We start from the raw sequence: 12578 nt of genomic DNA, 5'->3' as shown, positions 1-12578 counted from the left end.
CGGGTCGGCCCGGAGAGCCGCGGCGTCACGACGCGCGGGCCGCCGCCTTCCGCGCCTTCTCCACGGACTCCGGGTGCAGCGCGTCGCCCGCGGCGAGGAGCCGGGGCAGCAGCTCCCGCTCCAGGGTGTTCGCGCGGAACCAGAAGGCCGCCGTCACCTCGTGGTCCGGGCGGTGGACGACGCGGATCTCGTCCCCGGCCCGTATCTCCCCGGGCTCGACCACCCGCAGGTACGCTCCCGGCCGCGCCGCCTGCGTGAACCGCTTGACCCAGCCTCGCTCGCCGAGCCACCCGGCGAACGTGCGGCAGGGGATGCGGGAGCTGGCGACCTCCAGCACCAGGTCGGGGCCGATCCGCCAGCGCTCGCCGATGCGCGCGCCGCAGACGTCGACGCCGGAGGTGGTCAGGTTCTCGCCGAAGACGCCGTTCGGCAGCGGGCGGCCGAGCTCGGCGCCCCAGAAGTCGAGGTCTTCGCGCGCGAACGCGTACACCGCCTGGTGCGTCCCGCCGTGGTGGCGCAGGTCGCCGATGACGTCGCCGGCGAGGGCGCTGCCGCCGACGCCCTTGGGGCCGGGCTCCTCGACGCGCACGGGACCGTCCGCCGGGCGCTTGTCGATGCCGGTGACGAAGCCGGGGGCGTCGGTGATGTCGGGGGCGGTCTGCGGCCGGGCGAGGTTGACGGAGAGCACCTGCATCCCTCGACGGTAACCGGCCCCTCCGACAACGCCCAACGGACTTTTCGACCTTGGCCGGCGGCGCGCGGGACTCGCCTAGGGTGGAGCCATGTTCGACGCCCGCCACCTGCGCGTCCTCCGGGCAGTCGCCGCGACCGGCTCGTACTCCGCCGCCGCCCGCGAACTCGGCCTGACCCAGCCCGCCGTCAGCCAGCAGATGAAGGCGCTGGAGCAGACGGCCGCCACGCCGCTGCTCGTGCGCGCCGGCCGCGAGCTGCGGCTGACGGAGGCCGGGGAGGCGCTCGTCCGGCACGCGGGCGGCATCCTCGCCGGGCTGGCCGCGGCGGAGGACGAGGTCGCGGCGCTCGCCGGGCTGCGGGCCGGGCGGGTGCGGCTGGTGTCGTTCCCGAGCGGGAGTTCCACGATCGTGCCGGGTGCGCTGGCGGCGATGCGGGCGGCTCACCCGGGGACGCGGATCTCGCTGGTGGACGCGGAGCCGCCGCGGTCGGTGGAGATGCTGCGCGAGGGGGAGTGCGAGATCGCGCTGGCGTTCCACTATCCGCCGGCGGGTACGGGCGGTGCGGAGGCCGGGGAGTACGGGGCCGCGGGAGCCGGTGGTCCCGTCGACGGCTGGGACGGGCTCGTGATCCGGCCGCTGCTCGCCGACCGGCTGCTGTGCCTGGTGCCGGAGGACCACCCCGCCGCCGCGGCGGGCCGGGTCGAGCTGGCGGAGCTGGCCGCGGAGCCGGTGATCGCGGGCTGTCCGCGGTGCCGCCGGCACCTGGTGGAGCTGTGCGAACGGGCCGGCTTCGCGCCCCGTATCGACTTCGCGACCGACGACTACCCCGCCGTCGTCGGACTGGTGCGCGCCGGGCTGGGGGTCGCGGTGCTGCCCGGGCTCGCGGTACGCGCGGTGCCGCCGCGGGGGGTGGTCACCGTGCCGCTGACCCCCGGAGCGCGGCGGGAGGTGGTCGCGCTGACGCTGCCGGACCTGGCCCGGGTGCCGGCGGTGGCGGCGATGCTCGACCGCCTGGCGACGGCCGCAGAGGCCGCGGCGGACCAGCCGGTCGCGTAGGCCGCCGGCGCCCGGACACCGGTGCGCGGGCCGCAGGTGCGCGCCTGAAGGGTGCGGTCTCGGGTGCGCGGCCTCACGTGTGCTGTGTCGGCGTCGGCGCCGTCGTGGGTGGGGGCGCCTGAGCCGGAGACGCCGTCCCCGAGGCCGGCGCCCGGTGCCGCGCCCGCCCCAGCAACTCCTCGCGCTCGTCCTCCGTCAGACCGCCCCACACGCCGTACGGCTCACGAACCGCCAGCGCGTGCGCCGCGCACTCCGCGCGTACGGGGCAGCGCATGCACACCTCTTTGGCGGATGCTTCCCGTGCGCTCCGGGCGGCGCCCCGCTCCCCTTCCGGGTGAAAGAACAACGAGCTGTCGACACCGCGGCACGCTGCGACGAGCTGCCAGTCCCACAGGTCGGCGTTCGGGCCCGGCAGGCGGGAGAAATCAGCCATTTTGTATCACCTTGGAAGCGCCACGGAAGACCCTTAACGGTCGCGACACTACCTCTCCGGGCTTACCGGATGTAAATAGTACTCATAGGGAAAAAGAGAAAATAGCTGATCAGAGAGGGGTGAATAGGTGCATTCGGGTGACAGTGCGGCGCGGCGCGGCACGGCGCGGCACCTCCTTCTCGGTAACCGGTTCCTCACGTAGGGTGGCGACGTGTGTGGCCCCGGTCCCGTGGCGACAGCCGTTGCAACAGGTGCCGGGAGCCCCCGTAACTCTTTCGGGTGACCGTCGTTGAGAGTGCGGAAGCGGTTGACCGCGAGCGCGCCGTCCCGGGCGCGTCCGACGGGCGGTCGACCGCCGAAGGTGACGATACGTACCAGCCCTGGAGGCTCAAGGTGACGCGCATCAGCTCCGGAGGGCGGCCATGACTTCCGTCCTCGTCTGCGACGACTCCCCACTCGCCCGAGAGGCGCTGCGCCGCGCGGTTGCGACCGTGCCCGGCGTCGAGCGCGTGACGACGGCGGCTAACGGCGAGGAAGTGCTCCGCCGCTGGGGTGCCGATCGTTCGGACCTGATTCTGATGGACGTACGGATGCCCGGTCTCGGCGGCGTCGAGACCGTGCGCCGGCTGCTCTCCGCCGACCCGGGGGCACGGATCATCATGCTGACCGTGGCCGAGGACCTGGACGGCGTGGCCCTCGCCGTCGCCGCCGGCGCCCGCGGCTATCTGCACAAGGACGCCTCCCGGGCCGAGCTGCGGGCCACCGTCACGCAGGCCCTCGCCGACCCGACGTGGCGGCTCGCCCCCCGGCGGCTGCGCTCCACCGAGATGGGGGCCGCGCCGACGCTCACGGCGCGCGAGATCCAGGTGCTCGAAGGCATGAGCCACGGGCGGTCCAACGCCGAGATCGGCCGCGAGCTGTTCCTCTCGGAGGACACCGTGAAGACCCACGCGCGCCGGCTTTTCAAAAAGCTCGGCGCCTCCGACCGGGCGCACGCCGTGGCGCTCGGTTTCCGCTGGGGTCTCGTACGCTGACCTGCCGTGCGTCCGCCGCACCGGGGCCCCGCGCCCCGGGCCGGCACACCCGCCCCGCACGCGGCGGCGGGCCCGCGGACGGGGGCCGCGGGCCACGGGGCGGCCCGGTTTCGCGCCCGAAGGCGCATGCTTGAGGCATGGGTTCTCCGGAACGACGCGCATCGGGCACAGCGGAATCCCGCACGGGGGCAGCGAAGGGAGGGCGCGCGTGGTGAGCGTCCGCGCAGTTGCGCATAACGCTTCGGTCTACAACGACGGCCGCGACACCGCGGAACGTCCGGGGGCGAGGCACCATGGACGGATGCGCGGCAACGAGACCACTGTTTCCCAGACGGCCGAAAGGCCGGTCGAGATCAGGGGACTCGTCCGGCTCGCGGCCGAAGGGGACGAGCGCGCGACGCACGACCTGCTGGCCCACGTGCACCCCCTGGCGCTCCGCTATGTTCGCACGCGGCTGCACCGGTTGCCGGGCGACGCACGGCACTTCGTCGACGATCTCGCGCAGGAGGTCTGCATCGGGGTGCTCTGCGCGCTCCCGCGCTACCGCGACACGGGTCGCCCCTTCGAGGCGTTCGTCTTCGCCATCGCCGCGCACAAGGTCGCGGACCTCCAGCGCGCCGCGATGCGCGGCCCCGGCTCCACCGCCGTCCCCTCCGACGAGATGCCCGAGCGGCCGGACGACTCGCTGGGACCGGAGGAACAGGCGCTGCTGAGCAGCGACGCGGAGTGGGCGAAGCAGCTCCTGGCGAGCCTGCCGGCGAACCAGCGGGAGCTGCTGCTGCTGCGGGTGGCGGCGGGCTTCAGCGCGGAGGAGACGGGGCAGATGCTCGGGATGACCCCGGGCGCGGTCCGGGTGGCGCAGCACCGGGCGCTGAGCAGGCTGCGGGCGCTGGCGCGGCAGTAGGAGCGGGGCGTACGGGCCGTACGGGCCCTCGCGCAGGCCGTACGGCACGGGTGGCGTACGGCGTACGGAGAGCAGCCCCCTGCCGGCCCGAAGGTCCTTCCGCTTCCGGGCTTGGTACCCGCGTACACCGGCCACCAGCCCCGTTACGGGACAGTCCGGCGCGCCGTTACCATGGTCAGTCCCATCGGGCAAGACCCACCGGAAGGGTGTCATGACAGAGCGCGCCGCCGACGTCCCTGACAAGTTCGCCACCATCGGGCTCACCTTCGACGACGTGCTGCTGCTGCCCGGCGCCGCCGACATGGCCCCGGGCGAGATCGACACCGCCAGCCGGGTGTCGCGGAACGTCAGGGTGAACATCCCGCTGCTCTCCGCCGCCATGGACCGGGTCACCGAGTCCCGGATGGCCATCGCCATGGCCCGGCAGGGCGGCGTCGGCGTGCTGCACCGCAACCTCTCCATCGAGGACCAGGCCAAGAAGGTCGACCAGGTCAAGCGCTCCGAGTCCGGCATGGTCGCCGATCCGATCACCATCCGGCCGGACGCCACCCTCGCCGAGGCGGACGCGCTCTGCGGCCGGTTCCGGATCAGCGGCGTACCCGTGACCGACGGTGACGGCAAGCTCGTCGGCATCGTCACCAACCGGGACATGGCCTTCGAGCCCGACCGCAGCGTCGAGGTCCGGTCGATCATGACGCCGATGCCGCTGGTCACCGGGCGGGTCGGGATCTCCGGCGCGGAGGCCATGGAGCTGCTGCGCCGGCACAAGATCGAGAAGCTGCCGCTGGTCGACGAGCGCGACGTGCTGAAGGGCCTCATCACGGTCAAGGACTTCGTCAAGGCCGAGAAGTACCCGAACGCCGCCAAGGACGGGGAGGGCCGGCTGATCGTCGGCGCGGCCGTCGGCGTCGCGGGCGACGCGTACGAGCGGGCGCAGGCGCTCGTCGAGGCGGGTGTCGACTTCATCGTGGTGGACACCGCGCACGGCCACTCGCGGCTCGTCGCCGACATGGCCGCGAAGATCAAGTCGAACGCGCCCGTCGACGTCGTCGCCGGCAACGTCGCCACCCGCGACGCCGCCCAGGCGCTCGTCGACGCGGGCGTCGACGGCATCAAGGTCGGCGTCGGCCCCGGCTCCATCTGTACGACCCGCGTCGTCGCCGGCGTCGGCGTCCCGCAGGTCACCGCGATCTACGAGGCCGCGCTCGCGGCCCGCGACGCCGGGGTGCCGGTCATCGGCGACGGCGGCCTGCAGTACAGCGGCGACATCGCCAAGGCGCTGGTCGCCGGCGCCGACACCGTGATGCTCGGCAGCCTGCTGGCGGGCTGCGAGGAGTCGCCGGGCGAGCTGCTGTTCATCAACGGCAAGCAGTTCAAGTCGTACCGCGGGATGGGCTCGCTGGGCGCGATGCAGTCGCGCGGCGGCACCAAGTCGTACTCCAAGGACCGCTACTTCCAGGAAGAGGTCAAGAGCGACGACCAGCTCATCGCCGAGGGCATCGAGGGCCAGGTCCCGTACCGCGGCCCCCTCGCCTCCGTGGTGCACCAGCTCATCGGCGGGCTGAAGCAGTCGATGTTCTACGTCGGCGGGCGCACCGTCCCGGAGATGAAGGACCGCGGGCGCTTCGTCCGCATCACCTCCGCGGGCCTGAAGGAGAGCCACCCGCACGACATCCAGATGACGACCGAGGCCCCGAACTACTCCCGCAAGGGCTGACCGGACCGGCCGGGGGATACTGGGGCGGCAACCGTCTGGAAAGGGCAGCAATCCGTGACTGAGATCGAGATCGGCCGGGGCAAGCGCGGGCGCAAGGCGTACGCGTTCGACGACATCGCCATCGTGCCGAGCCGGCGCACCCGGGATCCGAAGGAGGTCTCGATCGCCTGGCAGATCGACGCCTACCGCTTCGAGCTGCCCTTCCTCGCCGCCCCGATGGACTCCGTCGTGTCGCCGGAGGCGGCCATAAGGATCGGGCGCTTCGGCGGCCTCGGCGTGCTCAACCTCGAAGGGCTGTGGACCCGTTACGAGGACCCGGAGCCGCTGCTCGCCGAGATCGCGGACCTGGACGAGCACGACGCGACGCGGCGCATGCAGCAGATCTACGACGAGCCGATCAAGGAGGAGCTGATCGGCCGGCGGCTGGCGGAGGTCCGCGAGTCCGGCGTGGTCACGGCGGCGGCGCTGTCGCCGCAGCGGACGGCGCAGTTCTCCAAGGCGGTCGTGGACGCCGGGGTGGACATCTTCGTCATCCGCGGGACGACGGTCTCCGCCGAGCACGTCTCGTCGGCCGCCGAGCCGCTGAACCTCAAGCAGTTCATCTACGAGCTGGACGTGCCGGTGATCGTCGGCGGCTGCGCGACGTACACGGCGGCGCTGCACCTGATGCGTACGGGCGCGGCGGGCGTGCTCGTCGGCTTCGGCGGCGGCGCGGCGCACACGACGCGCAACGTGCTGGGCATCCAGGTGCCGATGGCGACGGCGGTGGCCGATGTCGCCGCGGCGCGGCGGGACTACATGGACGAGTCCGGCGGGCGCTACGTGCACGTGATCGCGGACGGCGGCGTCGGCTGGTCCGGCGACCTGCCGAAGGCGGTGGCGTGCGGGGCGGACGCGGTGATGATGGGCTCGCCCCTGGCCCGCGCGACGGACGCGCCGGGGCGCGGGCACCACTGGGGGATGGAGGCGGTCCACGAGGACGTGCCCCGGGGCAAGGTGATGAACCTGGGCGCGGTGGGGACGACGGAGGAGGTCCTGCTGGGCCCCTCCCACACGCCGGACGGGTCGATGAACTTCTTCGGCGCCCTGCGCCGGGCGATGGCGACGACGGGGTACTCCGAGCTGAAGGAGTTCCAGCGCGTCGAGGTGACGGTGGCCCGCTCCCGCTGAGCCGGCGCGAGACGAGCACCGCCCCGGCCCCGGACGGGAGGGCAGTCCCGCGGGGCCGGGGGGTGCGCTCTCGAACCGCCCCCGGCGGCCCGGGCCTTCCGGTTCTCGTACGGCCCGGGGGCGCCCCGCTCCTCGCATCGGCGAACTCTCTGCGGCGGGCGGGCGATCCGGTCCGCCCTGACTAACGCCCGGCGCGGGACGACCGCAAGCGCGCGGACATTCACCCCAAGTCGGACTCGTCCTCCTTGTCTGCCGGCCTTTTGCCGACCCTGGCAGGTCGGGGAGTTGTCCAGACCTTTGTGGTGACTCTTCGTGTGGGAAGTGTCACGCGGTGCGGGTGTGACGTTCCTGCGGGGTCCCGGCGCTGTTCAGATGAGGGCGCAACCGATCAACGTGGAGGGGATTCCCATGGGGCATGCCGGCGACGCGTTACCCGCGGCGGCGGGGATGAGCCGGTACGTGGAGGGGGTGGTGGCCGAGTGGCTGCGAGGGCAGCGGCGGTTGCCGTTGGACTACTCCGTGGAGAGCCTGCGCGTGGCGGACCGGATCGTGGCCGGGCTGCGGGCCGGACAGGGGCCCGGGCGGGGCGCCGACGAGCGGGCCGTGGCGCGGGCGCTGCGGGGGGTCGGGGCGTACGTGGGCGAGGTCATGGTCCGGGCCGGCGGCGGGAGTTGGGTCGACCTCGACGACCGGCAGCGCGACTACTTCGAGCAGCCCGTCGGCGTACGGATGCCGGACGGGCGGGTGTGGAACCCCCTCGGGCGGGCCCTGCGGCGCTACGACCGCGGGAAGGGCGGCAAGGAGTCGCTGTACGTCTTCTACCTGCTGCTGCACGGGCGACTTGGCGGCCTGTCCGTGCGACGGCCGTGAGGCGCGGGCGTGTGGGGGAACGGTGTCCCGTGCGGTCGCCTGAGGCTGGGGCACGACAAGGGCCGGGCCCCGCGCGTCACGCGCGGGGCCCGGCCCCTGGTCACCGTGCAGTGGCGGGGTGCGCCGTCAGCGGTTGCCGAGACGCGACGCCGTGCCGTAGGCGGCGAGGGGGGCGAGGGCCATGAAGATCCAGGCCATGGCGCCCATGTCCTCGCGCCAGCCCTTGAACATGTCACCGAAGTGGTCGGTGAGGATCTCGGTCGCCGAGCCGAGCTGACCGTCCGACACCTCGCTGAAGATCATGGCGTAGCCGTACATCTCGCCCATGAAGACGGCGGCGATGGACAGGACGGCGCCGAGGACCCAGAGGCCGACGTTCCGGCCGCCGAGCTTGCCGATCGCCGCGCCGATGAGCGCGCCGACCAGGATCGAGGCGTAGCTGATCTTCGTGACTTCGCCGGTCTGCTCGTCGAACAGGGACTTGAGGATGAAGGCGTAGATCGCCGTCGCCACGATCGCGGCGACGATGGCGACGCCCACGGCGAGGCCGGCGTTGCCGGTGCGGGCCGGCGGCTGCTGCGCGTACGGCGGCTGGCCGCCGAAGGGCTGCTGGCCCGGAGCGCCGGGACCTGGCTGCTGCTGATACGGCTGGGACATGGGTACTTCCCCCCGGATGGATGGGTCTGCCGTGCCCGGGGACAGTGTGGTGGGCGCGGTCAGTGGGACAACCCGCGGCACGCTAGCAGTTGAGCGGTGCCCGACAACAAGCCCTCAAGGGGAGTCGTGACGTGACTGCGACATGTTGTTGCGAACTTCGGACACACGCTGGCTGACCAGGAACGCTTCAGCCGCGGCCACCAGATAGAACGTCATGTCGTTCTTCCCCAGCACCTCGCCGCGCCAGAAGTCGTAGGCCGCGACCACGTCGGCCGTGCCGAGGTGGACGGCGCTCGCCGCGAGCTGCGTGAGGACGACGCCGGCGACCGCCAGGGGGATCGCCAGGAGCGCCGAGCCGCGGGCGTGTTCGCCCGCGCGGCCCACGGCCGCGCCGACGAGGAGGCCGAGGGCCAGCGCCCAGTAGCCGAGCTCCAGGCCGCGTTCGCCCACGAGGCCCTGCGTCAGCCCCAGGACCAGCGCTCCCGCCGCGGTGGCGGCGGCGCCGACGGCGAGCGCCTGCAGCAGCCTCGGGCGGCTGTCGGCCGTCGTCATCACCGCATCACCCATACGGCCGAACGGTAGCAGTTCGGCGGGCGAACCTCCGGTTTCGGCACCCTGGAGAGGGGGTGACCCGCGCCGTGTTGACGCGCCGCCGCGCCCGGGACCGGGGGCCGTGCGCGGCGCGCTCAGAGCCGGTGTGCCGCCCCTGGGGGCACGGCTCCCCGGGTGTCCAGGAGGAGCTGCGCCTTCACCGAGAGCGCCTGGAGGTCGTACGTCCGGTGCGGCTGCAGCAGCACCGTCAGGTCCGCGTCCGCCGCCGCCTCGTACGGCGCCGCCGTCCGCGGCACCGGCCGGCCCAGCACGTGCCACGCGGTGACGTACGGGTCGTGGAACCCCACCCGGGCCCCCAGCTCCGTCAGCCGGGCCGCGACGTCGCTCGCCGGGGTGCGCTCCAGGTCGGCGACGTCCGGTTCGTACGTGACGCCGAGGAGCAGCACGCGGGCGCCGCGGGCGGACTTGCCGTGCTCGTTGAGGAGCTGCGCGCAGCGCTGGACGACGTACCGCGGCATCCGGCCGTTGACCTCGCGGGCGAGGTCCACCATCCGCAGCGGGTGGTCGAAGCCGGGCGCGGTCCTGCCGCCCGGATGCGGGACGCGGACGGGGACGCGGCCCGGGTCGACGGGCACCCCGTGACCGCCGACGCCGGGGCCCGGGCGGAAGCCGGGGGCGGTGCCGAAGGGCCGGGTCTCGGCGCAGCGGACGACGTCCCACAGGTCGATGCCCCGGTCGTGGCAGAACCACGTCAGCTCGTTGACGAGCGCGAAGTTCACGTGCCGTACGTTGCCCTCCAGCAGCCGCACGGTCTCCGCCTCGCGCGGCCCCCGGGCCCGTACGACCCGCTGCGCGAGGCGCCCGTAGAACGCCACCGCCGCCTCCGTGCACGCCGGGGTGAGCCCGCCGACGACCTTCGGCGCCGGGGCGGTGTCGGCCGGGTCGAGGGGGCCGGGGGAGTACGCCAGGTGGAAGTCGCGTCCGGCGCGCAGCCCGGAGCCCTGTTGCAGGAGGGGCCGCAGGAGGTCCTCGGTGCTCCCGGGGTACGCGGCGGACTCCAGCAGCACCGTGGTGCGGGGCTTGAGGTGCCGCGCCAGCTCGCGCGCCGCCTCGGCGACCGGGCCGAGGTCGAGCGCGCCGTCCTCGGCGAGCGGGGTGGGTACGCAGATCACGGCGGTACGGGCGCCGCCGAGGTCCGCGGGGTCCGCGGAGGCGCGGAAGCCGGTGGTCAGGAGCCTGCGCACCTCGGCCGCCGTCAGCGAGCCGCCGACCGGCGGGCGGCCGGCGGCGAGGGCGTCGACGGCGCGCGGGTCGGGGTCGTATCCGACGACGGAGAACCCGGCCGCCGCCGCGGCCTGGGCGAGCGGCAGGCCGTGGTGGCCGAGTCCGATGACGGCGACGTCTGCGGGCATGGCTGCGGGGCGTTCCTTCCCGACGGTCCCCGGGGGCTGCGTCCGGGGTGGGCAGAAGCTCTTGTCAGGCTACGGGCATATATGACTGTTATTCAGTATTGGGCGATTTGCGGAACCCGTGGCGCGGCGGCATGGCGGGTACCGCGCGGGGGCCGCGAAGGGGCTGGGAGAGGGCTGGGAACTCGCTCCGCCCGGGCCGCACGGTGGCTGTACGGCGCGGGTGCGGACAGAATCGGACGTGGGCACGTGGACTGCCGCAACGGGCGACAGGACAGGAGGCATCCGTGAAGACAGCGGTACTGGGGCCGGCCGAGCGCGGCGCAGCCCTCGCACAGATGGCCGAACGCGAGCTGGACGTGCTGGTCGTCGGCGCCGGCGTGGTCGGCGCGGGCACCGCGCTGGACGCGGCCACCCGCGGGCTGGCCACCGGACTGGTCGAGGCGCGCGACTGGGCGTCGGGCACGTCGAGCCGGTCGAGCAAGCTCATCCACGGCGGGCTGCGCTACCTGGAGATGCTGGACTTCACGCTCGTCCGCGAGGCGCTGAAGGAGCGCGGGCTGCTCACCGAGCGCCTGGCGCCGCACCTGGTCAAGCCGGTGCCGTTCCTCTATCCCCTCAAGCACCACGCCTGGGAGCGGGCGTACGCGGGCTCCGGCGTGCTGCTGTACGACACCATGTCCCTCTCCCGCGGACACGGCCGCGGCATGCCCACCCACCGCCACCTCACGCGCTCGCACGCCCTGCGCGTCGCGCCCTGCCTGCGCAAGGACGCGCTCGTGGGCGCCCTGCAGTACTACGACGCGCAGGTCGACGACGCGCGCTATGTCGCCACGCTCGTGCGCACCGCCGCGCAGTACGGGGCCCACGTCGCCAACCGCGCGCGGGTCGTCGGCTTCCTGCGCGAGGGCGAGCGCGTCGTCGGCGCGCGGGTGCACGACCTGGAGCAGGGCGGGGAGTTCGAGGTACGGGCGCGGCAGGTCGTCAACGCCACCGGGGTGTGGACGGACGAGACGCAGGCGATGGTCGGCGAGCGCGGGCAGTTCCACGTGCGGGCGTCGAAGGGCATCCACCTCGTCGTGCCGAAGGACCGCATCCACTCCGCCACCGGCCTCATCCTGCGCACCGAGAAGAGCGTGCTGTTCGTCATCCCCTGGGGCCGGCACTGGATCATCGGCACCACGGACACCGACTGGGACCTCGACAAGGCCCACCCGGCGGCCTCCTCCGCCGACATCGACTACCTGCTGGAGCACGTCAACTCCGTCCTCGCGGTGCCGCTGACAAGAGACGACGTCGAAGGGGTGTACGCGGGGCTGCGCCCGCTGCTCGCCGGCGAGTCGGACGCGACCAGCAAACTGTCGCGCGAGCACACCGTGGCGCACCCGGTGCCCGGGCTCGTCGTGGTCGCGGGCGGCAAGTACACGACGTACCGCGTCATGGCCGAGGACGCCGTCGACGAGGCCGTGCACGGGCTCGACCAGCGCGTCGGGCCGTGCGTCACGGAGACGGTGCGGCTGCTGGGCGCGGAGGGGTACCAGGCGCTGTGGAACGCGCGGGCGCGGACCGCGGCGCGCACGGGGGTGCACGTCGCGCGGGTCGAGCACCTGCTGAACCGGTTCGGGTCGCTGTCGGAGGAGGTGCTGGAGCTGATCGAACGGGACCCGTCGCTGGGCCAGCCGCTCACCGGCGCGGACGACTACCTGCGCGCGGAGGTCGTGTACGCGGCCTCCCACGAGGGCGCGCGCCACCTCGACGACGTGATGACGCGGCGTACCCGGATCTCCATAGAGACCTTCGACCGCGGCACGCAGTGCGCCGCCGAGGTCGCCGAGTTGATGGCGCCGGTGCTCGGCTGGGACCGGGACCAGATCGAGCGCGAGGTCGCGCACTACGAGAAGCGGGTCGAGGCGGAGCGCGAGTCGCAGCGGCAGCCGGACGACCAGACGGCGGACGCGGCGCGGCTGGGGGCACCGGAGATCGTGCCCTTGTAGGTGCATGTAAGCGTGCGGGTCAGGGGGTTGGGCGACGTGAACGCCGCGGACCGGGCCGCGTACAGAGGAAGATCGATCACCGCAAACCTC

11 protein-coding genes and 1 pseudogene are annotated in these 12578 nt (G+C 73.5%); 7 read left to right on the top strand and 5 right to left on the bottom strand.

Going from position 1 to position 12578, the window contains the following annotated elements; all coding sequences use genetic code 11:
• Window positions 1-25: 25 nt before the first annotated feature.
• A complete protein-coding gene (locus O7599_RS14700; protein WP_281622611.1) occupies window positions 26-694 on the bottom strand; it encodes an MOSC domain-containing protein in 669 nt (222 codons plus the stop codon).
• Between the two features lie 88 nt (window positions 695-782).
• Here O7599_RS14700 and O7599_RS14695 point away from each other — a divergent pair, with 88 nt between their 5' ends.
• Window positions 783-1748, top strand: coding sequence for a LysR family transcriptional regulator (locus O7599_RS14695; protein WP_281622610.1), 966 nt, complete (start codon window positions 783-785; stop codon window positions 1746-1748).
• A 73-nt stretch (window positions 1749-1821) separates the two neighbouring features.
• Here the strand turns inward: O7599_RS14695 and O7599_RS14690 are convergent, their stop codons facing one another.
• Entirely contained in the window at window positions 1822-2181 is a 360-nt protein-coding gene (locus O7599_RS14690; protein ID WP_281622609.1) for a WhiB family transcriptional regulator, read from the bottom strand.
• Window positions 2182-2603: 422 nt separating this feature from the next.
• Here O7599_RS14690 and O7599_RS14685 point away from each other — a divergent pair, with 422 nt between their 5' ends.
• The 5 genes and pseudogenes from O7599_RS14685 to O7599_RS14665 all read left to right on the top strand — a co-directional run bounded on the left by O7599_RS14685 (window position 2604) and on the right by O7599_RS14665 (window position 7876).
• Window positions 2604-3215 (top strand): response regulator transcription factor, encoded by a 612-nt coding sequence (locus tag O7599_RS14685; protein WP_026276081.1) that lies wholly within the window; start codon window positions 2604-2606, stop codon window positions 3213-3215.
• Window positions 3216-3516: 301 nt separating this feature from the next.
• Window positions 3517-4098, top strand: a pseudogene (locus tag O7599_RS14680) (sigma-70 family RNA polymerase sigma factor); the annotation flags it as partial.
• Between the two features lie 232 nt (window positions 4099-4330).
• The gene (gene guaB, locus O7599_RS14675; protein WP_281622607.1) at window positions 4331-5836 is read left to right on the top strand and encodes an IMP dehydrogenase; all 1506 of its coding nucleotides are present in this window, start codon (window positions 4331-4333) and stop codon (window positions 5834-5836) included.
• Window positions 5837-5890: 54 nt separating this feature from the next.
• Complete coding sequence (locus O7599_RS14670) at window positions 5891-7006, top strand: GuaB3 family IMP dehydrogenase-related protein (protein WP_281622606.1); 1116 nt, start codon at window positions 5891-5893, stop codon at window positions 7004-7006.
• Window positions 7007-7453: 447 nt separating this feature from the next.
• Window positions 7454-7876 (top strand): hypothetical protein, encoded by a 423-nt coding sequence (locus O7599_RS14665; protein ID WP_281623389.1) that lies wholly within the window; start codon window positions 7454-7456, stop codon window positions 7874-7876.
• 126 nt (window positions 7877-8002) lie between these two features.
• Here O7599_RS14665 and O7599_RS14660 read toward each other — a convergent pair whose 3' ends face one another.
• The 3 genes from O7599_RS14660 to O7599_RS14650 all read right to left on the bottom strand — a co-directional run bounded on the left by O7599_RS14660 (window position 8003) and on the right by O7599_RS14650 (window position 10497).
• On the bottom strand, window positions 8003-8533 hold the full coding sequence (locus O7599_RS14660; protein ID WP_281622605.1) for a hypothetical protein: 531 nt from the start codon (window positions 8531-8533) through the stop codon (window positions 8003-8005).
• Between the two features lie 114 nt (window positions 8534-8647).
• Window positions 8648-9100 (bottom strand): hypothetical protein, encoded by a 453-nt coding sequence (locus O7599_RS14655; protein ID WP_281622604.1) that lies wholly within the window; start codon window positions 9098-9100, stop codon window positions 8648-8650.
• A 119-nt stretch (window positions 9101-9219) separates the two neighbouring features.
• Window positions 9220-10497, bottom strand: a complete 1278-nt coding sequence (locus tag O7599_RS14650; protein ID WP_281622603.1) for a nucleotide sugar dehydrogenase — start codon at window positions 10495-10497, stop codon at window positions 9220-9222.
• A 284-nt stretch (window positions 10498-10781) separates the two neighbouring features.
• On the opposite strand from O7599_RS14650, the gene O7599_RS14645 reads away from it, so the two are divergent.
• Window positions 10782-12488 (top strand): glycerol-3-phosphate dehydrogenase/oxidase, encoded by a 1707-nt coding sequence (locus O7599_RS14645; protein ID WP_281622602.1) that lies wholly within the window; start codon window positions 10782-10784, stop codon window positions 12486-12488.
• The last annotated feature ends 90 nt before the right edge of the window (window positions 12489-12578 follow it).

The organism is Streptomyces sp. WMMC500 (assembly GCF_027497195.1).
In the GTDB taxonomy this organism is placed as follows: Bacteria; Actinomycetota; Actinomycetes; order Streptomycetales; family Streptomycetaceae; genus Streptomyces.
Note: the sequence above shows the minus strand (reverse complement) of the source record. Positions and strands in the feature narration are given on the sequence as shown.